This window comes from Methylocaldum sp. (assembly GCF_035627495.1).
In the GTDB taxonomy this organism is placed as follows: domain Bacteria; phylum Pseudomonadota; class Gammaproteobacteria; order Methylococcales; family Methylococcaceae; genus Methylocaldum.
The window spans coordinates 1-21,156 of sequence record NZ_DASPLO010000145.1; the positions used below are offsets into that span (position 1 = coordinate 1).

Annotated in this window: 17 protein-coding genes; all 17 read left to right on the forward strand. The window is 60.9% G+C overall.

Annotation, left to right across the window (positions count from 1 at the left end; translation table 11 throughout):
• Positions 1 to 519: 519 nt before the first annotated feature.
• The 17 genes from nuoE (at position 520) to VEB01_RS11820 (ending at position 21,150) form a co-directional block, all read left to right on the forward strand.
• Positions 520 to 1,017 (forward strand): NADH-quinone oxidoreductase subunit NuoE, encoded by a 498-nt coding sequence (gene nuoE, locus VEB01_RS11740; RefSeq protein WP_414675459.1) that lies wholly within the window; start codon positions 520 to 522, stop codon positions 1,015 to 1,017.
• Positions 1,002 to 2,276 carry an NADH-quinone oxidoreductase subunit NuoF gene (gene nuoF / locus VEB01_RS11745; RefSeq protein ID WP_324875637.1) on the forward strand — a complete coding sequence of 425 codons (1,275 nt, stop codon included), beginning with the start codon at positions 1,002 to 1,004 and terminating at the stop codon, positions 2,274 to 2,276. The genes nuoE and nuoF overlap by 16 nt, the downstream gene beginning before the upstream one ends.
• Positions 2,276 to 4,954: an NADH-quinone oxidoreductase subunit NuoG gene (gene nuoG / locus VEB01_RS11750; protein WP_324875639.1), complete on the forward strand. Its 2,679-nt coding sequence runs from the start codon at positions 2,276 to 2,278 to the stop codon at positions 4,952 to 4,954. Before nuoF ends, nuoG begins: the two co-directional genes overlap by 1 nt.
• A complete protein-coding gene (gene nuoH, locus VEB01_RS11755) occupies positions 4,951 to 5,895 on the forward strand; it encodes an NADH-quinone oxidoreductase subunit NuoH (protein WP_324875641.1) in 945 nt (314 codons plus the stop codon). The genes nuoG and nuoH overlap by 4 nt, the downstream gene beginning before the upstream one ends.
• A gap of 67 nt (positions 5,896 to 5,962) precedes the next feature.
• Positions 5,963 to 6,490, forward strand: a complete 528-nt coding sequence (gene nuoI, locus VEB01_RS11760; protein WP_324875643.1) for an NADH-quinone oxidoreductase subunit NuoI — start codon at positions 5,963 to 5,965, stop codon at positions 6,488 to 6,490.
• A gap of 9 nt (positions 6,491 to 6,499) precedes the next feature.
• The gene (gene nuoJ / locus VEB01_RS11765) at positions 6,500 to 7,000 is read left to right on the forward strand and encodes an NADH-quinone oxidoreductase subunit J (RefSeq protein WP_475441806.1); all 501 of its coding nucleotides are present in this window, start codon (positions 6,500 to 6,502) and stop codon (positions 6,998 to 7,000) included.
• A 5-nt stretch (positions 7,001 to 7,005) separates the two neighbouring features.
• Entirely contained in the window at positions 7,006 to 7,308 is a 303-nt protein-coding gene (gene nuoK / locus VEB01_RS11770) for an NADH-quinone oxidoreductase subunit NuoK (RefSeq protein ID WP_475441812.1), read from the forward strand.
• Positions 7,309 to 7,563: 255 nt separating this feature from the next.
• Complete coding sequence (gene nuoL / locus VEB01_RS11775) at positions 7,564 to 9,396, forward strand: NADH-quinone oxidoreductase subunit L (protein ID WP_324875646.1); 1,833 nt, start codon at positions 7,564 to 7,566, stop codon at positions 9,394 to 9,396.
• Entirely contained in the window at positions 9,396 to 10,922 is a 1,527-nt protein-coding gene (nuoM, locus tag VEB01_RS11780) for an NADH-quinone oxidoreductase subunit M (protein ID WP_324875669.1), read from the forward strand. Before nuoL ends, nuoM begins: the two co-directional genes overlap by 1 nt.
• Positions 10,919 to 12,352, forward strand: a complete 1,434-nt coding sequence (locus tag VEB01_RS11785; RefSeq protein WP_324875647.1) for an NADH-quinone oxidoreductase subunit N — start codon at positions 10,919 to 10,921, stop codon at positions 12,350 to 12,352. The genes nuoM and VEB01_RS11785 overlap by 4 nt, the downstream gene beginning before the upstream one ends.
• A 747-nt stretch (positions 12,353 to 13,099) precedes the next feature.
• Complete coding sequence (locus VEB01_RS11790; RefSeq protein WP_324875648.1) at positions 13,100 to 14,017, forward strand: type II secretion system protein; 918 nt, start codon at positions 13,100 to 13,102, stop codon at positions 14,015 to 14,017.
• Positions 14,018 to 14,511: 494 nt separating this feature from the next.
• Entirely contained in the window at positions 14,512 to 15,195 is a 684-nt protein-coding gene (locus VEB01_RS11795) for a hypothetical protein (RefSeq protein WP_324875649.1), read from the forward strand.
• A gap of 40 nt (positions 15,196 to 15,235) precedes the next feature.
• On the forward strand, positions 15,236 to 15,916 hold the full coding sequence (locus tag VEB01_RS11800; protein WP_324875650.1) for a hypothetical protein: 681 nt from the start codon (positions 15,236 to 15,238) through the stop codon (positions 15,914 to 15,916).
• Positions 15,913 to 17,073 (forward strand): prepilin-type N-terminal cleavage/methylation domain-containing protein, encoded by a 1,161-nt coding sequence (locus VEB01_RS11805; RefSeq protein WP_324875671.1) that lies wholly within the window; start codon positions 15,913 to 15,915, stop codon positions 17,071 to 17,073. The genes VEB01_RS11800 and VEB01_RS11805 overlap by 4 nt, the downstream gene beginning before the upstream one ends.
• Before the next feature lie 32 nt (positions 17,074 to 17,105).
• On the forward strand, positions 17,106 to 18,518 hold the full coding sequence (locus VEB01_RS11810; protein ID WP_324875652.1) for a PilN domain-containing protein: 1,413 nt from the start codon (positions 17,106 to 17,108) through the stop codon (positions 18,516 to 18,518).
• Positions 18,515 to 19,126, forward strand: coding sequence for a hypothetical protein (locus VEB01_RS11815; protein ID WP_324875654.1), 612 nt, complete (start codon positions 18,515 to 18,517; stop codon positions 19,124 to 19,126). The genes VEB01_RS11810 and VEB01_RS11815 overlap by 4 nt, the downstream gene beginning before the upstream one ends.
• 209 nt (positions 19,127 to 19,335) lie before the next feature.
• Positions 19,336 to 21,150 carry an ATPase, T2SS/T4P/T4SS family gene (locus VEB01_RS11820; RefSeq protein WP_324875656.1) on the forward strand — a complete coding sequence of 605 codons (1,815 nt, stop codon included), beginning with the start codon at positions 19,336 to 19,338 and terminating at the stop codon, positions 21,148 to 21,150.
• Positions 21,151 to 21,156: the final 6 nt, after the last annotated feature.

A 21,156-nucleotide genomic window follows, 5' to 3' on the forward strand; every position in this document is an offset into this window, starting at 1 on the left:
TGACACGCTTAGCCCTGTGCTTCTCGCCCTGAGCCGGCGGCGACCGAAGGGACTTCCTGTCCCTCGGTCGCCGCGCGCGATCCCTCGCGCGCCCTTTCGGGCTTTTCCGGCTCAGGACTGCGATGCTCGGGCGTGTCATACAGGACCATACAGACATTCCGATAACGCGCCAAATCCCGTTTGCCGCGCCGAGCACCGCAGCTTTCGGCCGGAATGGCCCTCCAGGGGCGCGGAATGGATTCCGCGCGTCGCCAGAGGGGCAGGGAAGCCCCTTCTGGCGACCCCGGCCGAAAGCGAGGAGCGTAAGGAGCAAGCGGCAACCGGGCGGCTTTTTCTTTGGCTACTTTCTTTTGGCCGCGCAAAAGAAAGTAGCTCGGCCGTGGGTCCGAGAACCCACAGTAAAAGAAGCTATCGCAAAGCGATTCCTTCTTTGATCGACTTGTGTGGATACCTATGTCCTTTGGGAAAGGGCGAGGTGAAGATGGATTGGCCGTCTTCGGCGGGATTCCGGGTTCACTTATGAACGAAGCCCGGGTCTTGAGCGAACAAGAAACCACCGAAATCCTCGCGGCCGCGGGCCATTATCCGAACAAATCCGCCGCCTCCGTCGAGGCGCTCAAGATCGTGCAGAAACAACGCGGCTGGGTATCGGACGAAGCTTTGAAAACCGTCGCCGAGCTTTTGGAAATGTCGCCGGATGAACTGGACGGCGTGGCGACGTTCTACAACCTGATCTTTCGGAGACCCGTCGGCGAGCATGTCATTCTGTGCTGCGACAGCGTGAGCTGCTGGATGCTGGGCGCCGATAGACTCCGTGAACATCTGTCCGAGCGGCTGGGCATAGGCTTGGGCGAAACCACGGCGGATGGGCGTTACACGCTGCTGCCCATCGTCTGCCTTGGCTCTTGCGATCATGCGCCGGTGCTGATGGTCGGCGAAGAGCTTTATCAGGACGTGGACGAAACGAAAATCGACGAATTACTAGAAAAGAACGGCCGGGTATGGACAGACCGCTGACGCAAAACATCAAGCCCGATCTCTCTCCGGTGACGCTAGACGATTATCGCCGCACCGGGGGTTACGAGGGGCTGACCAAGGCCGTGAAAGAAATGGCGCCGGCGGATGTGATTGGGGCAGTCAAGGATTCGAATTTGCGCGGGCGCGGCGGCGGCGGGTTTCCCACTGGTGTCAAGTGGAGCCTGGTGCCGCAGGGCGAATCGGCGGGGCAGAAATATGTGGTCGTGAACGCCGACGAGATGGAGCCGGGCACTTTCAAGGATCGCCTGCTCATGGAAGGCGATCCGCACCTGCTCATCGAGGGCGTGGCCATCGCCGCCTATGCCGTGCAGGCCGATGCAGCCTATATCTTTCTCCGGGACGAATACCATCTCTCCGCCCGTCGGCTGGAACAGGCTCTGAGGGAAGCCTACGGTGCCGGTTATCTCGGCAAGAACCTTCTTGGTTCCGATTTCGGCCTGGACATCCATCTGCACACCAGCGCCGGGCGCTATATCTGCGGCGAAGAAACCGCACTTCTGAACTCCCTCGAAGGCAAGCGCGCGATACCGCGAGCCAAGCCGCCGTACCCTCAAATTAGCGGACTATGGGGCCGCCCGACGGTGGTCAACAATGTCGAGACTTTGTGCAACGTGCCCCATATCGTCCGGAACGGCGTGGAGTGGTACCGGGGCTTGAGCTGCGGCCAGGATACCGGCACCAAGCTGTTCGGCGTGAGCGGCCAGGTCAAGCGGCCAGGGTTGTGGGAGCTGCCCATGGGCACGCCGATCCGGGAGCTCATCGAGGAGTGTGCCGGTGGCATGAAGGAGGGCTATACGCTTCGGGGGTTTTTACCCGGTGGCGCGTCCACCGATTTTATGTTGCCCGAGCATCTGGATCTGCCCATGGATTACGATGCGATCATGAAGGCCGACAGCCGGCTCGGCACCGGCACGATGATCGTGCTGGACGATCGGACCTGCCCGGTGCGGATGGTGCTCAATCTCCAGCATTTCTTCGCGCAGGAATCCTGCGGCTGGTGCACGCCCTGCCGGGACGGATTGCCCTGGGTCGTCGAGATTCTAGAATGGCTATTGGCGGGAAGAGGGCGGCCGGAAGATTTGGATAAACTCGAGCAACTCGCGCGGCTCATGGGGCCCGGCAACACCTTTTGCGCGCTTGCGCCCGGCGCCGCGGAGCCTCTTCAGAGTGCTTTGAAATATTTTCGAGCCGATTTCGAAAGTTATCTGAGGCAGCCGATTGCCATGAGGGCCGGCTAATGGCAAAAATCGAGGTGGACGGCCAAACCCACGACGTAACGGCGGGAGATAATCTCCTCAAGACGTGTTTGTCACTGGGCATGGACCTGCCTTACTTCTGCTGGCATCCGGCCTTGGGTTCCGTGGGCGCCTGCCGGCAATGCGCGGTCGTGCAGTACAAAGACGAGAACGACGCCACGGGCCGCCTCGTCATGGCCTGCATGACGCCGGTAACCGAGGGTTTGCGCGTGTCCCTCGAAGCCCCTCAGGCTCGGGAGTTCCGCGCCGCCGTCATCGAGTTTCTGATGATCAATCATCCCCACGATTGCCCGGTGTGCGAGGAAGGCGGCGAATGCCACCTCCAGGACATGACGGTCATGAGCGGGCATACGTTCCGCCGCTATCGGGGCTTGAAGCGCACCCACCGAAACCAGTACCTCGGACCGTTCATCAATCACGAGATGAACCGCTGCATCGCCTGTTACCGCTGCGTTCGCTTATATCGGGACTACGCCGGAGGGAAGGATCTGGACGTGTTCGCCTCCCGGAACAACGTCTATTTCGGGCGCTTCGAGGACGGCGTTCTGGAAAACGAATTCAGCGGCAATCTGGTAGAGGTCTGTCCGACCGGCGTATTCACCGACCGGACGTTCAGCAAGCATTACGTCCGGAAATGGGATCTGCAGAATGCTCCTTCGGTCTGCGCGCATTGCGCGGTGGGATGCAATACCAGCCCCGGCGAACGCTACGGAACGCTTCGGCGCATCGTCAACCGCTATCACGGCGACGTGAACGGCTATTTTCTCTGCGATCGGGGCCGTTTCGGCTATGGATTCGTCAACAGCGAGCGGCGCATCCGGCAGCCGATGCTCAGGGGGGAGCCGATTTCCGGGGAAACCGCCCTGGCCCATTTCAAAGGTTTGCTTGGCGGCAATACGATCGGAATCGGCTCCCCCCGCGCTTCGCTGGAAGCCAATTTCGCCCTGCGGGAACTGGTCGGAGCGAGAAACTTCTACGCCGGTTTCGCGCAGGCGGAGGCTTCGCTGATGGCGGCCATACTGGACGTGCTGAGGCATTGGCCGGTCCATGTTCCGACCCTGCGGGAAATGGAGCAGGCGGATGCCGTGCTGGTGCTGGGCGAGGATGTGGCGAACACCGCCCCGCGCTTGGCGCTTGCGCTGCGCCAGTCGGTGCGGAACCGCGCATTCGAGCACGCCGACCAGCTCAAAATTGCGCGCTGGCAAGATGCCGCCGTAAGGGAAGCGGCTCAAGGCGAGAAGAGCCCGCTGTTCGTCATAGCGCCTACCGCCACGCGGCTCGATGATATAGCCGAATCGGTTTACCGGGGGACACCGGAAGACATCGCGCGATTGGGCTTGGCCGTCGCTCACCGGATCGACCCAAGCGCACCGCTGGTGGCGGATCTCTCGGAAGATGAGTCGCGTTTGGCGGAATTCATCGGCGACAGCCTGAAATCGGCGGCCCGCCCGCTTGTTGTCTCGGGCACCGGCTGCCGGAGTCTCTCCGTGATCCGGGCGGCGGCCAATATCGTCCGCGCTCTGGCGAATCAGCGGACGAGCCGGGCGACGGACCTGTGCTACGTCGTGCCGGAATGCAATACGCTTGGGCTGGCCATGATGGACGGGCGCAGCGTCAAGGACGCTTTCATCGCGGCGAAGGCCCGAGACTTGAACACCGTGATCGTGTTGGAGAACGATCTTTACCGTCGGGCGGACGGCGGGGCCGTGGACAGTTTTTTTAACGGCATGAGACATGTGGTTGTGATCGACCATATCCGCCACGGCACGGCAGGCAAAGCCCAACTGCTCCTCCCCGGCAGCACCTTCGCGGAAACCGAGGGCACTCTGGTCAGCCTTGAAGGACGGGCGCAACGCTTTTATTCCGTCATGCCGGCCGGCGATGAGGTCCGGGACAGTTGGCGCTGGCTGGCCGATGCCGCAAGTGCGCGTTGGGCGAATATCGATGCGGTTACCGCCGCCTGTGCCGCGGCTCTGCCGTGTTTCGATCCCATCAGGGAAGCCGCCCCGCCTTCGGGTTTCCGGGTCGAAGGCGAGAAGATCCCGCGTCAGCCGCACCGCTATAGCGGACGGACCGCGATGGACGCCCAGCGGGACATCCATGAGCCCAAGCCGCCCGAGGATCCGGATTCAGCCTTGGCTTTTTCCATGGAAGGGGCGAGTGCCGATGTGCCGCCGGCCCTGCTGCCCTTTGCCTGGTCGCCCGGCTGGAACTCGAATCAACAGGCCGTCAACAAATTCCAGGACGAGGTGGGCGGGCCTTTGCGGAGCGGCGATCCGGGCGTCAGGCTTTTCGAATCGCCGGGGATTCCGGAGGCTCGCTGGTTCGACGAAATTCCCTGTCACTTGCGCGACGAAACCCGCTGGCGGGCCATTCCGCTCTACCACATTTTCGGCAGCGAGGAATTGAGCGCGCTGTCTCCGCCATTGGCGGAGCGGGTCCCGGCGGCCTATGCCGCGCTGCACCCGGACGATGCGGCCATGCTGGGCATCGGCGAGACCTTGGCCGTGCGGTTCAACGAGCGCCTCATGCGTCTGCCGCTGAGGCTGGAGGCATCCTTGCCCAGGGGCGTCATCGGCATCCCCGTCGGCCTTTCCGGATTGCTCCGGAGCGATCTTCCGGCATGGCTTGCCATCGAAAAAGAGGGAGACAGGCCATGACCGTCGGATCGCCGCTCAACGTTGCCGGCATCCTCTTGACGTTGATTACCGTGGCGGCGCTTTTGATCTGGGTGGAGCGGCGGCTGCTCGCCATCTGGCAGGACCGCCTGGGCCCCAATCGGGTAGGTCCGCTAGGCCTGTTCCAGGTCGTAGCCGATATGATCAAGATTCTGAGCAAGGAAGACTGGATCCCGCCTTTCGCCGACAAGCCGGTGTTTGTGATCGCCCCGATGGTGATCATGGTGACCATGCTCGCCGCTTTCGCCGTAGTTCCGGTCGCGCCCGGCATCGGAGTCATCGATTTCAGCTTCGGATTGCTTTATTTCCTGGCGCTGTCGTCCTTGTCCGTTTACAGCCTGGTGCTGGCCGGCTACGCCTCCAACAGCAAATACGCTCTGCTCGGAGCATTGAGGGCAACGGCCCAGACCTTGAGTTACGAAGTCTTCATGGGCTTGTCGGCCATGGGCGTAGTGATGCTGGCAGGGACGTTCGATCTGCGCGCCATCGTGGAGGCGCAGCGCGATGGGTGGTACGTGGTTCCGCAGTTCCTGGGATTCGTCCTGTTCCTAATCGCGTCCGTCGCCGAGAGCCATCGCGGTCCCTATGATTTGCCGGAAGCCGAGAACGAGCTGGTAGCCGGTTTTCACCTCGAATATTCGGGCATGAAGTTCGGTATGTTCTTCGTCGGCGAATACGTTGCCATCACGCTCAGTTCGGCTGTTATCGTCACCTTGTTTTTCGGCGGATGGCTGGGCCCTGGGCTGCCGCCGGTACTGTGGTTCGCCCTCAAGACCCTGGCGTTCATCCTGTTCTTCATTCTGCTGCGCGGCGCTTTGCCGCGGCCTCGCTACGATCAGCTCATGGCATTCGGCTGGAAGGCGATGCTGCCGCTGTCGTTGTTGAATCTTTTGGTGACGGGGGGCATTGTTCTATGGCAATAAGGCTCCGAAGAAACGTAGTAGAGTGGGTGTCGCCCACCCCGCCCGATGAGTTCGGGCAAGGATAGCCATGCTAAAAGCCTTCCTAAGCCAACTGCAAACCCTCGGAACCGTGCTTCAGCACACGTTCACCAGGGCCGACACCGTGCAGTATCCGGAGCAGAAGCTACCTTTGGCTCCGCGCTACCGGGGGCGCATCGTGCTGACCCGCGACCCCGACGGAGAGGAGCGCTGTGTGGCTTGTAACCTCTGCGCGGTGGCTTGTCCGGTGGACTGCATCGCGCTGCAGAAAACCCAGGACGAACACGGCCGCTGGTATCCGGAGTTTTTCCGCATCAATTTTTCCCGCTGCATCTTCTGCGGTTTTTGCGAGGAGGCCTGTCCGACCTACGCCATCCAGTTGACCCCCGATATGGAAATGAGCGAGTACGACCGCCGCAACATGGTTTACGAAAAAGAGCATCTCTTGATCAACGGGACCGGCAAATATCACGATTACAACTTCTACCGGGTCGCCGGGAAAAGCGTGGCCGGGAAGGACAAGGGCGAAGCCGAGAACGAGGCTCCGCCGGTGGATGTCAGGAGCCTGCTGCCGTAGGAGCGCCTCATGATGCTATACGTCCTGTTCTACACCGCCGCTCTTGTCGCCGTGTTCTCCACGGCGCGGGTGATCACCAGCGTCAACGCCGTGCATGCGCTGCTTTACCTGATCCTGTCCCTGGTGGCGTCCGGCGTCGTGTTCTATCTGATGGGTGCCTATTTCGCGGCGCTGCTCGAAGTGATCATCTATGCCGGAGCTATCATGGTGCTGTTCTTGTTCGCCGTGATGATGCTAAACCTGGGGCAACGCACCCTCGATCAGGAACGCCGCTGGCTGCAGCCCTCGGTTTGGCGTTGGCCTACCGCCATGGCGACGGTGCTCTTGATCGAGTTCCTGTTTGTGCTGACGAAAGGACAGAGCTTCGCAACCGGTCACATCGTCACGCCGAAGGAAGTCGGGATACAGCTTCTGGGGCCTTATGTGCTGGCCGTGGAGCTGGCGTCCATGCTGCTTTTGGCCGGGCTGGTGGGCGCCTATCACCTGGCCCGGCGCGAGGTGAAACCGTGACCGGCGTGATTCCCTCGGAACACGGGCTGATCCTGGCGGCCGTCCTGTTCGTGCTCGGCTTGGTCGGCGTTTTGGTACGGCGCAACCTGATCTCCGTCCTGATGTCCCTGGAGATCATGCTGAACGCGGCGGGACTGGCATTCATCGTGGCCGGTTCCCGCTGGAATCAGCCCGACGGGCAGATCATGTTTCTGCTGGTGCTCACCTTGGCGGCGGCGGAAGTGGGTGTGGCTCTGGGTTTGGTGATGCAGATTTACCGAAGGTTTCAGACTTTGGATGTGGATGCTCTAAGCCGAATGAGGGGATGATCTCGCTCGGGTTTGCAGGGAGTCTTGGTAGGCCGGGATAAGCCTGTCCTGAGCTCAGACGAAGGGGCGCTAGCCGTTCCCGGCGCGCGAATGCCGAATGAAATGCGGAGCCTGTCCAGAGCGAAGCCAAGTCCTGAACCGAATCGAAGGATCGAAGGGCTTACGCCGGTCTGCATGTAAAAATTCTCCCACCAAGAGGTGCTAGGACGAGAGATAAAAACAGAACAACCCTTTAATTAATAAGGAGAAATAAGGGTGCTGAACTACTTAGGTCTCATTCCGCTCTTTCCGCTGGTCGGTTTTCTGATTCTCGTGGCGAGTCAAGGAAATATGCCGAAGCGCTGGGTGCCCTGGATCGGCGCCGGGTCCGTCGGGCTGTCCGCCGTATTCGCGGCGCTGATCGGCATCGAGTTCTTGAACGGCCCGGTCGAGCCTTACCGCCAGGCGCTGTGGACCTGGATGCGGGTGGGCGGTTTCACGCCTAGCTTCTCCCTGTATCTCGATGCCTTATCGTTGAACATGATGTTCGTGGTGACCGGCGTCGGCTTTCTCATCCATGTCTACTCGGCCGGTTTCATGGCGGACGATTTAGGGCTTGCCCGCTTCTTCGCTTACATGAATCTCTTCGTCTTCGCCATGCTGATCCTGGTTTTGGCGGACAACCTGGTGCTTCTGTACTTGGGTTGGGAAGGAGTGGGCCTGTGCAGCTATCTCCTGATCGGCTTCTGGTACGAGAATCCGGAGAACGGCACGGCTGCCCGCAAGGCTTTCGTCATGACGCGGGTGGGCGATACGGCGATGGCGGTGGGCCTGTTTCTTCTCTTCACGCGCCTCGGCACCCTCGATATCCAAACGCTCATGCAAAGGGCCGTGGCGGCCTGGCCGGTCGGCTCCGGTCTGGCCGCGCTTGCCGCCGTGCTACTGCTGGGCGGCGCGATCGGCAAGTCGGCGCAATTGCCGCTCCAAACCTGGCTGCCCGACGCCATGGCCGGTCCCACGCCCATCAGCGCCTTGATCCATGCGGCGACCATGGTGACCGCCGGGGTTTATCTGATCGCCCGCACCCATACGCTGTTCGAATTGGCGCCTGCGGTGTTGCAGCTGGTCGCTGTGATCGGCGCCGTCACTCTGCTGATAGCGGGTTTTACCGCGCTGACCCAGCGCGATATCAAGCGGATTCTGGCGTATTCCACTATCAGCCAGATCGGTTACATGTTCCTGGCGCTGGGGGTCACCGCGTTCTCGTCGGCGATTTTTCATCTGACCACCCATGCCTATTTCAAAGCGCTCCTGTTCCTCGCAGCCGGGGCGGTGATCCACTCTTATCACCACGAACACGATATCTTCCGCATGGGAGGGCTCAGAAAACGGCTGCCGGTTGCGTTCTGGAGTTTCATCATCGGCAGCGCCGCCTTGACCGCCTTGCCGTTCACCTCGGGTTATTTCAGCAAGCACGAGATCCTGGCTTCCGCCTTCCGGGCGGAAAACGGCCTGTGGTTCTGGGCCGCCGGTACGCTCGGCGCGCTATTGACCGGCATCTACAGCTTCCGATTGGTGTTTATCGCCTTTTTCGGTCCGGAAAACCGGCGGGCTTCGGAGCATCTCGGGTTTGCCATGAGTACCCCGCTCATCGTGCTCGGCGCACTGGCCTTATTCGGCGGCTTGGTTTCGATGCCGCTGGGATCGGTTTTTCCGAGGTCCGCATCGGGCGAGCTGGGATTGATCGCGGGCCTTGCCACCGATTTGGCTCCGTTTATCGGCATCGGCGTTGCGATTCTCCTTTATCTGACCCGAACCTACCCCGCCGAAGCCTTGACGGAAGCCCGCTGGGGCGACGCGCTGCACCGCTTCTGGTTCAGCGGCTGGGGGTTCGATTGGCTGTACGGAAAGTTGCTGGTTAATCCGTTCCGCTGGCTGGCCGCGGTCAATCGGGACGATATCGCGGACGATATTTACCGGGGGATCGCGGCGGCCAGCCGTTACGCGCACCGCGCGTTCGCCGCCACCCAGACCGGGCAGCTGCGCTGGTATGTCGCCGGTCTCACCGGAGGAACCGTGTTGGCCATCGCCTTGGGAATACTGTCGTGATGCTCGCGGCGCTGATTTTGGTGTTGGTGCTCGGCGGTCTACTCGCCTGGCATGCGGATCGCTATGCCGCAAATGCGCCGCGCTGGATCGCGCTCGTCACGCTGGCATTGGATGGCGCGTTGCTCGTTCCCTATTTCGTAGGCGGCCTGCCCGAAGCCGGCGTTTGGCTGGACGACGTCCGCTGGCGCTGGATACCGCGCTTCGGCATCGGCTTTCACCTCGGGCTGGATGGCGTCAGCCTGTTGCTGGCCGCCTTGACGGTATTTCTCGGCATCATGGCCGTGGCGGCGTCCTGGACCGAGATCAAGGAGCGGGTGGGATTTTTCCACTTCAATCTCCTATGGACGCTGGCCGGGGTGATGGGGGTGTTCCTGGCGCTGGATCTGTTCCTGTTCTTCGTGTTCTGGGAAATCATGATCGTGCCCATGTATTTCCTGATCGCCCTGTGGGGGCACGAGAATCGGGCTTACGCGGCCATCAAGTTCTTTTTGTTCACCCAGATTTCGGGGCTCTTGATGCTGCTGGCCATGGTGGTTTTGGTGGCGATCCACCAACGCAACACCGGCGTCTATACCTTCGATTATTTCGACTTGTTGAAGACGAACCTCGAGGTCAATACCGCCCTGTGGCTGATGCTGGGTTTCTTTATCGCCTTCACCGTAAAGCTGCCGGGCGTGCCGTTCCATACCTGGCTGCCGGACGCTCACACCCAGGCGCCCACCGGGGGCAGCGTCATTCTGGCGGGGGTGATGCTGAAGACCGGCGCTTATGGACTGTTGCGTTTCGTGATACCGTTTTTTCCCGAAGTAGTCGCGGATTTTTCCCCCGTTGCGATGGGGCTGGGCGTGGCCGGCATTCTCTACGGCGGCATGCTGGCTTTCGCGCAGTCGGATATGAAGCGTCTGGTCGCCTATAGCAGCGTCAGTCACATGGGATTCGTGCTGGTCGGGCTGTTTGCCTGGAATGCCCTGGCGCTTCAAGGGGTGGTGATTACTTTGCTGGCCCACGGCATTTCGGCCGCCGCCTTGTTCGTCCTGGCCGGCGCGGTGCAGGAGCGCATCCACACCCGCGACATGGACCGCATGGGAGGGTTGTGGTCGGATGTGCCGCGCATGGCGGCCATCGGTTTGTTCTTTTCCGTGGCCGCGCTCGGCATGCCGGGACTCGGCAATTTCATCGGCGAATTCCTGGTGCTGCTGGGCGCTTATCGGGTGGATGCCGCCATGACGGCCGCCGCCGCCTTGGGGCTGATCATCGCGCCGGTCTATTCGCTGATTTTGATTCAACGGGCTTTCCACGGCGAATCGCGGGAAAAGCATCGGATCCGCGATTTCGGCGCTCGCGAATTGACCTTGATGGGGCTGCTGATCGCGGCGACGGTCTGGTTAGGGCTGTACCCGCAGCCCATGCTCGATGTCTCCGAAACGTGGTTGAAGAGTAGTTTGAGAGGTTGGGAAGAGACCGTCGCGCAGCAGGTTCCTTCGCAAGCTCCGAGCGGAATTCCATTGAGAAGGGGCGAGCCATGATCACCGCAGCCGATCTTCTCGCGCTTTCGCCTTTAATCGCTCTGTCGTCCGCGGCGGTGATCGTGATGCTGGCCATCGCCTTCCGGCGCGATCACCGTCTTACCTTTGTCCTGACGATCGCCGGTATCCTGATCTCGCTGGTGACGGTCCCGCTGGTTTCGGATGTCACTCCGAGGCTGGTGACGCCGCTCCTGATCGTCGACCGTTATGCCCTGATCTTTATCGTCATGGCCTATGCCGCGGGTCTTGCCACGGTTGTGCTTTGCTGGGAGTACTTCCGGGTCCGCGAGGGTCAGCCGGAAGAGCTCTATATTCTGATACTGACCGCGCTGCTCGGCGCGGGAGTTTTGGCGGCCGCCCGTCATTTCGCGTCGTTTTTCCTGGGGCTCGAAACCCTCAGCGTGTCCCTGTTCGCCCTCATCGCCTATCCCTTGCGCGAAAGGAGGGCGCTGGAAGCGGGCATCAAATACCTCGTGCTGTCAGGCGTCGCCTCGGCATTTCTGCTGTTCGGCATGGCCTTGATCTACGCCGAAACGGGCACCATGGAATTTACAGCCCTGGGGACCATGCCCGGAACCTTCCCGGCCGTCATCGGAACGATCCTGATCGTGGTGGCCGTGGGTTTCAAATTATCGCTGGTGCCGTTTCATCTCTGGACCGCCGACGTCTATCAAGGCGCTCCCGCGCCCGTGACGGCTCTGCTCGCGACGGTTTCCAAGGGCTCGGTCTTCGTCTTGCTGTTGCGCTACGGACTGGAAAGCGGAATTCTTCGTGCCCCGGTGCTGAATGTTCTTCTGGCCTTGATCGCCGCGGTCTCCATGCTGGTGGGCAATCTTCTGGCTTTGCGGCAGAACAACGTCAAGCGCATCCTGGCCTATTCCTCCATCGGTCATATGGGATATCTGCTGGTGGCCCTGATCGCGGTGAATGCCATCGGCGGCGACTTCGCGGCCGAAGCGCTGATGGTTTATCTCGCCGCTTACTTCGTCATGACGCTGGCGGCATTCGGCGTGGTGGCGGTCATGAGTCCGGCCGATCGCGAAGCGGAGGAGCTGGACGATTACACCGGCCTCTTCTGGACCCGTCCCTGGCTCGCGACCGTGTTCAGCGTATCGCTCCTGTCCCTGGCCGGCATTCCGCTGACCGCCGGTTTCATCGGCAAGTTCTACCTGTTCGCCGCCGGAAGCCAGGGTTCGCTCTGGATGCTTCTGGGCGCGCTCATCGTCGGCAGCGGCCTTGGCCTCTACTACTATCTTCGTATCGTCTTCCAAATGGCCCAAACGCCCGCCGCACTGCAAGCCGAACCGGAAGCTCGGCCGGTAGGCGCGCATCTGCTATTGGCCGTATTGCTGCTCTTGATTTTCGGGCTGGGCGTTTATCCCGCTCCCTTTATCGATCTGTTGCATCCGGAGATCAAGATTTCGAAGTAAGGAGCCACGGTGGGTAAAAGCTTTAAAGTTATAGCGATTTCAGTTCTGATGTACGGTCTAAGAAGGAAGCCGCCGTGGGCGGCGCCTTGCTCTTGCGCTTCTCGCCTTGAGCCGGGGCTGCCCAAAGCACATCCCCCCATGCCTCGGGCGATGCGCACAATTCATTGCGCGCCCCTACGGGCTGTTCTGGCTCAAGGCAGCGATGCTCGGGCGCACCCTAACGGGACGATACCGAATCCCCATACATCAGATTTGAAAATGCTCTAAAAAACGTGCATAGGGCAAATGCCATAGCTGGTCGGCGATTTGCCATAGTGCCGGCGAAAGGCTCGCAAAGCGCTAAGCGTATCGTTATATAAAGATTTACTTATTTATCGGCTGCGCCATTCTCCACGGCGGCCTATGTTATTTCCCTCACATCTCTCATGGTCTTGATGGGTCCGGATAGACCAGCTTTCCGAATTAATCAAGTTGTCTATGAAAAATCAATCACATAAGACTGCTGGCATGCTTTCTGTAGTCCTAGGCTTACTTTGCTGAGTTTCGCTCTTGCCGAAAGATGCGACACGGAGGAAGCAAAGGACAGCGAGGACGAAGAGAACGGATGGACGATTCAGGAAAGGAATACGGTTTGGGGGAAGGTTCTCCCGGACTGAGGCCAAGGACAAGGATGGTGCCCTCTCTCAGTTCGCGTGACGTTAATCGAGTGCGAATCTTTTAACCAAACGAAGTTCAGGAGAACCTTCAATGAAAAATAATAACGCAATCTTGTTGGGACAGGCACCCGGTGGGCAATCGGGTATGACGCTGATCGAGCTCAGCGTCGTGCTGCTGGTGTTGATCGGCTTGGCGGGCTTGTTGATTCCGTACGTATCGGGCTTTGTCGGTAAGACCCATGACAGCACCGGCACCAACAACTTGGCCAATCTGGACAACTCCGTCCAGCGCTACCATACCCAATTTATGGGCGCTCCGAACAATATGGAGGCGCTGATTAACGGAGCTGCCGCTACCGCTGCGGCGGCGCCCGATTGCACTGGGGCCGCAGCGGATGCCGTCTACTGCAAGATGATGCACACCGGCTTCTTCGCAACCGCCACGGTAGACAGCGCGGCGGGAATGACTACCGCCGAACGCATTCGGTTCAACTCGCTAAATATGGCCGGCATCACCTCGCTGTACTACAACAACCCGGACACGGGTAATGCCACTTTTCAATCCACTCTGGGTACGCCGACCACGCTGGAGGGTGCCGCTCATACGATAGCAACGGTGGCTGCGGCTGAAGGTAGCGTGGAGAACCACATGGCGGCAGCTTTCGGACGTCCGGCCAACAACTTCGACTCGACCTGCTACGACTACGTGGCCTTCGGTATCGGCGATGGCTCCAGCATGTCCGGCCGCGTCATGTCCACCGCTCCGGTGCATTTCGCCAGCCAGGGCAGCATGGGCCCGGTCAACAAATACAACCGTTTCATCGCCGTTTACCAGGTGGACAAGTTAGATACCGCGGTCGCGGCCGGTGCAACCAATTCGGGCTGCACGGCGGGCATGGAAGCGGCTAAGTTCATCGGCACGGCGATGGCGATGGGCTCGGGCGCGGGTCATCTGTGGGGCACTGCTCATAGCTTGAGCCACAGCTATGAAAACATCGCTAACAACTAAGTCGGCTTAGTCAACGTAGGGTAGGCACACGCGAGCCGGTGCTTACCCTGCATTGGACCCCAGCGGGCACAGGACGCGCCCGGTCCACGGAATGAAAAAACCTTCAGCCCGGCGCGCACGGACCGGATGCCGGGCTGATCCCATCGCTGAGCCGCTCCGGAGACGTCTGAGCGATGGGAGAGGTGAATCGACGAGCCTTGTATTGATTTCCCTCTCACTGGCAGGACGAGGGTGGGGTTGAAGCCTGGTACGTGGAGATACCCTGAGCATAGCCCCTCGTTTCCTGCTTTACCCTCATCCCAACCTTCCTCCTTGAAAAGCGGAAGGAGGATGTAGGCCGGAATAAGCCTGTCCCTGAGCCCGGTCGAAGGGTGTCAGCGTTTCCGGCGCCCGGCCGATAGGTCCGCACTCGTCCTTATCGAATAACTAAAAAACATCCGCAGATGATCGCATCGAGCCACCCAATACACCGCCTTTTCAGGACACGCCGCCGGATGAGCTTGTCCGAGCGCACGGCCGTGCTGGTTATTGTGTCGGCGTCGATAGGCGTGGCGATGTCGTTTGTGCGCGGCGGCGATTTCGCGGCCGAGTGCGCCGCCACGGATGCCGGCCTGACCGCCATCCGCGCCGCAATCATGGGCGGACCGGCGGGTTCTGGTTACCGGGCCGATGTCGGCGAGATTCCGCGCTCGATACACGACCTGTTCGACCCCGCGTCATTGCCGTTGCCGCTTCGGGGCTTCGATCCGGCAACCGGGCGCGGCTGGCGCGGCCCGTATCTGACGGAAGGCGTGCGGATCGATGGCCGGAAGGCCCATTGCAGCTTTTCGGACGACAGTTGCAACAGCGCCCGTTTTATTAATGGTTTGGCAAACGGCGACACGGGAGTTCTCGATGGATTCGGGCACCATGCGCCCGAATGCACGAATTCGGATGCCGAGCGTTATTGCCGGAATCCGATCGTGCTCCAGGTTCCCTGCCACGATGCGAACGGCAACGGCGCATGCGGCGACATCGGGGATATGTGGCTGCCGGGCAACGCGCGGCTCGTTTCGGCCGGACCCAACGGAGCGCTGGAAACCGTCTTGACGGACTACAACGCCGGTAGCCGTGGCGACGACCGGGTGCTGTACCTGCACATGGGCGATCCGGGCGGCGGCAACCGAAAGTGCAAATGATACCGGCCGATTCGCTTCGGACGGTGCTGATACAAGAACGATGAACATTCGCAATCAACGCGGTATGACGCTGCTCGAACTGGCCGTCGTGCTCCTGGTGCTGATCGGGCTAGCCGGCGTCGCCATGCCGTACCTGGCCGGAAAGAGCCAGGCGGTCGCCTGCCAAACCACCGACGCCAGCCTCGCGGCGATTCGCGACGTCATCATGGGCAGCGGAGCGGCACCAGGGTATTTGGGGGACGTGGGAGACTTGCCGAGGCATCCGACCGCACCGGCCGGCTCCGGTTATAGCCTGCATTATCTATTTGCCGATTGGGATATTTCCGACGCGGACTGTCTGCCCCCCAATGACCCAAGCAATGCGAACTGCGACAGATACCAGGCATTCAAGCCGACCACCAGGCGCGGTTGGCATGGCCCCTATCTCCTGAACGGATCGACTTTGAACGAGACCACCGGGGAACTAGGGATTCGAGATATGTTCCTCGCCCGCGGAGCCATAGTTCTGCAAATACCTTGCAACAACGGCAACAGCAATGAAATCTGCGATGCCGGAGAAGCCCGGATGGCCGATTACGCTCGACTAGTGTCCTCGGGGCCAGATGGTGCATTGGACACTACCGAGGCCGACCTGAACGCCGCGAATCGCAATGACGACCGCGTGCTGTTTTTGCGCCGTCCCGATCCTAAATCCGACGGAAACCAGGCGTGCGAGCGATGAACCGGCAGGTGCGCGCTTGGATTGGCGTCAAACCTTTCCACAAGCAAAGCGGCCTCACTCTGCTCGAACTGGTCGTTACCCTGCTCATCCTCACCATGCTAAGCACGGTTGCCCTCCAATCGACCAGCGGATTGCAGGATCAGGCCCGCTTCGAACAAACCCAAAACCGCTTGCAAATGATCCGCGAAGCGATCCTCGGCGACCCGCGCAAGACGGTGAATGGTCAGATGGTGGTCAGCGGTTTCGTGGCGGATATGGGGAGATTGCCGAACGATTTACGCGAGTTGTTGGACGGTACCGGGATGATCGCTTACACCGTCGATCCCCTAACCGGCCTGGGCTATGGCTGGCGCGGACCTTATCTTCTGAGTTCACAGAATCCGGGGGACTCGGATGCATTCACCGATGGTTGGGGGCGAGAGGCGCAAGGTTATTGCAGTGACGTGAATTACACGACTCAGCTCGACTGCACGACCAACAGCGGTACGTGGACGAACGACGCGGCCGACCGGAATTATGGATGGTGGTACGGAGTAAACGTCGGCGGGGATGCAGTGCTTCTGAGCTACGGCAGCGACCAAATCAGAGGCATTGGCAACTGCGGCGACGACTACAAAGAGGATTGTTTCGGACAGGTGCTGAGCCAGGATTATCAACAGACCGGAATCACTAGTTTACGTGTCAATTTCATCAAACCCGGCGGAAGCTGTTCCGGTACTGACAAATATTCTTCCCCGGTTCATCTGCGTCTTTTCATCCGAAATAACGGGGGAATGGTCCGAAAGGTCAGCGATCCCAATAGTTCGACACTGTACAAGGACTGCACTCAGCCAGGAGTTACCTTCAACTTTTCCGGAGCCAATGCCATCGATTTGCGCTTGGGCGAATACGCAGCGGCAGTCTTTGAGGATGCTACCGGTGATTTCAGCACTCAAGCAGCCTGTGAAGCCAATAAAGGCTATTGGGACGCAGCAGCTAGCAAATGCGACAAGCCCACTCGAGAAATCGTTCGAAATCCCCCGATTGCGGATCAGGCGACTTGTAATGCCGAAGGGGGATGGTGGGAAAGTACAGTCAACAAATGCTTTGGTGCTTTTGTAACCAGTCTCTACTGGCCTCGATCGTCGATTGCACCTATCGAATGGCTGTTGCCTTGAGCCTTAGCTGCCGCGACTTATAAACGCATCTCATGCTTCAACAAACCCTCCAAAAATTCCGCCTAAGGCCCTCAAGCGCCACCCACACCCTAATCTTCGCCGGCACTAAGGAAGTCGTCCGGGCCGACGTGGATGCCGAGGGCGCGATCGGCGTGCCGGAGGTTTACGACAAGGCTTGCGAGGGCATCGAGAAACTGCCGGAGATCGTCGCCTTTGTCGCGGCCGAGGCAGGGAAGAAGTTCGGCCGGAACGTTTGGGTGCTGTGCGACGGGCTTTCCACCCATTCCCTGAGCCTGCCGACGGTTCAGACCGCCGGGGTGGCGGACGATTTGCTGACCCAGGCGCTGCTGTTCGAGCTGGAGGCGGCCACGGGATTTCCGACCGCCGGGCGCGATTTGGCTTTTGCGCTGGTCGGTTCCGAGGACGACATGAACCAGTATTGGGTGTCCCTCGCGCCGCAGAATGTATTCAAGCGGCTTCAGGCGGCGGTCGGGAAAGCCGGCGGCCGCTTGAGCGGCTTGCTCCATCCGGGGGGCTTGCCTCTGAGGCTCTCGGACGGAACCGGCGATTGGTGGCGTCTGGAATATTGGCCGGAAACCGTTTTCGGGATAGCGGGAACGGGCGAAAAGGCCGCGTCCGTGCAGGCGTTTCAGCCGCGGGCGCAACGGGATCTGGAACGCTGGCGCAAGCGGCTGTCGGCGAGCGCGCGGGCGGAGCAGCTCGGTTCGGGAGCGGTTCAGGAGATGGAGGCCGAGATTGCTCACTTCCACCTCGAAGACGAAGGCGATCTGCCCCGTTGGCTGGGTGCCTGGGTAAAGCTGCTGGCGGCGGCCGAAGCGCCGGCGGTCCCGGTATTCCGTCCGAAGGCCCACCCGCATCGGGAATATTTCCTCATGGGCGGGCTCGCGGCGGCCGCCCTGGTGATCTGCGTTTCGCACTTCGGCTGGTTCTCGGTTCAGGCGAATCGGGCGCAAACCCAACTGGACGAACTCACGAAGGCCGAGGCCGAGATGAAGACCTTGCGGGACGCGATCAAGAAGAAGCAGGAAGAGCACGACAAGCTGCGGAAGGAGATGGACGCGCTCGAAGGCAGCCAAGCCTCGCTCCCGGCGGTGGTGAACGCGTTGCGCGAGCGTCCGGCGGTGCTCTTGAAGGCGCTCGCGGACCATCGCAGCGACGGCATTGTCATCGATGAGATCGCGACGGCCCAGAGCGAAATCGTGGTGCGCGGCATCGCCTTGCGTCCGAGCGAAGCGAACCGCCTCGCGTCGTCGCTGCACGAACATCTGCAAGCCTTGGGCTGGGATGTGGCGCCCGCGGTCAGCAACGACCTGAAGTATTTGCAGGACGGCGGGCCGTGGGGTTTCGAAATCAAGCTGAGGGATAGCGGTCTGGAGGGATTTTCGCGCTTGTCGGCAGCGAGCGGTCGGAAGAAGGGCACATGAACGAGGAAAAGCGCGAACGGCTTCTCAAGCGAATTCTGCCGGGCCTGGTGATGCTGGTCGTTTATTTCACGTTCGTCAGCGGCCGGATCAGCGGCCAGGCCGAAGAAGCCGAAAAAGAGGTGGAATCGATGATATCGCGCGGGATCGCACCGGAGGCCTTGCCGGGAATTCGCACCCAGCAGGCCCAGCTCGACGAGGACATCAAGCGGCTGAAAGGCAAGCAGGAGGAGTTCAACCGCATGGTCCAGGAGCGGACAGGGCTTGCGGGGCATCCCGGTTACGCCAGCCACGTGGGCGACCGCTTGTCGCTGCTGCTCGAACAGCATGCTCTTCGGGAAGGCAACAACACCGTCGAGGAGCCGGGCCAGAATCTGCCCAAGACTTACCGCGACATCAGCCAGCGGCTGCAAAACGGCAAGGATTCGCATTGGCTGCTCCTGCGCGTGGACTTTACCGGGGACTATCGCGCTGCCCATCGGGTTTTCGAGGCCATCGCCAAGGACGACACCGTGGCCTTGCTTCCGGTGAACTGGGCCATGTACCCGCCCAGCAACGAGACCCCGGATTTGAAATGGTCCTTGTGGATGTGGCTGGGACCGGGGGCGTGAGCGGGTTTGGGGGGAGTAAGCCTTCTCCTGCTAGGGAAACGAAAAAAACAGATGCCGGAAACGCTTCGCTCATTCCGGCCTACGACCTCCATCTCAGCCTGCAGTGGATAGTGTAGGCCGGGATAAGGCGGCAGCCGTTCCCGGCAAACGGCTACCCCATGCCCCGCGGCGAAAGAGTAGGTCGCATATATAGAAAAAACAGCAAGATAATGAACAACACTCCGATCAGTTTTAAGGCGCTTCCCGACGATACCGAGCAAACGGCCGAGAAGCGGCTGGACCGGCGCGAGGGTGTGCCGTCCCAGTGGGTGGCGACCGTTTACGGTCCCGAGGACATGGAGGTCAGCGGAACGGTGGTGAACGTCTCGCCCGGCGGCGTCGGATTGTGGCTGCCGGCGAATGCGCCGGCCGATCTTTTGAGCGGGGGCGCCGGGCTAATTGTGACGATCCATTCGCCCGCGAAGGAATTTACCCGTCCGGCGGAGATCTGCTGGCTTCTGCCCGGGAGCGACGGAGTACTGCTTGGAGTGAAGTTCTACGATTGCGTCGCCTTTACGCCTCAGTCGCACCGGCTCGATATCGCGTCGGCGCGTATCGATCCGGCCTGTGCGATGAGGATTCCGGCCAATGTGGCGTTTCGCCGCCAATTGCTGCCTTTCGTCGAAATGAACGGCGCCGTGCATGTCGCCTGCGCCGACCCGCAGGACACGGGCGCTTTGGCCGTGGCCGAGCGGATGGTGAAGGCGCCGGTGGTGGCCTGGGGCGCCGATCCCGATGAGTTGAAGCTCGCATTGACGCGGGTTTACGGGGATAGCCGCGAGGTGAAAAACGCGCTGCCGGTGGCCGTCGTCGGCGACAACCGCAGCGCGAGCGAGTTGACCGACGATCTGCTGAACGCCGCGTTTCTGCGGCAGGCGTCGGACATCCATATCGATCCGGAGCGGACCGGCGTCACCATACGCTTCCGCATCGACGGCAAGCTGGAAACCTACGCCCGGCTGCCGAACGCGGTTTACCAGGAGATCGTCAGCCGCTTCAAGGTCATGAGCGGGCTGGACATCGCCGAAAAGCGCGCTCCCCAGGACGGACGCTTTACCCATCAGTTCGCCACCGGTGGAAAGCGCATCGATCTGCGCGTCGCGACGCTGCCCACCAAGTATGGCGAGCGGATGACGCTGCGTCTCCTGGCGCTGGATACCGAATCCTTGACGCTGGACAGACTGGGGTTCAATTCCGAACACCGGCACACCATCGAAACCTTTCTGCGACGCAGCCAAGGCATGATGATCCTGACCGGACCCACCGGCAGCGGCAAGACCACCACTCTTTACGCCGCGATTCGTCTGCTGCTGAGCGAGCGCAACGTGAATATCCTGACGGTGGAAGACCCCATCGAATACGCCATCGACGGCGTCTCGCAATGCGAGGTGGATGCCGCCGACAAGGTCAGTTTCGCCAAGGCGCTGCGCAGCATGCTCCGGCACGACCCCGACGTGATGATGATCGGCGAGATTCGCGACCGGGAAACCGCCGACGTGGCCATCAAGGCCGCCTTGACCGGGCACTTGGTGCTCGGAACGCTGCACACCAATTCCGCGGCGGCGACCGTCACCCGTCTGCTGGACATGGGCGTCGAGCCTTATCTGGTGGCCGCCACGCTGCGGCTGATCGTGGCCCAGCGCCTGGTGCGCCGCCTCTGCCCCCATTGCCGCATCCCGCGGCCGCTCACCGAGCGCGAGGCCTTTGCTCTCGGGCGTCCCGATCTGACCCGCCTCGTGGTTTACGAGCCGGGTGGCTGCGTCTATTGCATCGGCAAGGGCTATGCCGGACGGCTCGGCCTTTACGAGATGCTGCCGCTGAAATCGGAATGGGCGCGCGGCATCGTCGAAGGTGAAACCGAACCGCAGTTGATCGAGCGCATGCGGGCCGAGCGTTTCCGCTTCCTGCTGGACGATGGGCTGGAGAAGCTGGTCGCCGGCCAGACCTCGGTCAGCGAAGTGATGCAGATCGCGCTGTCCTGGTAACGAATC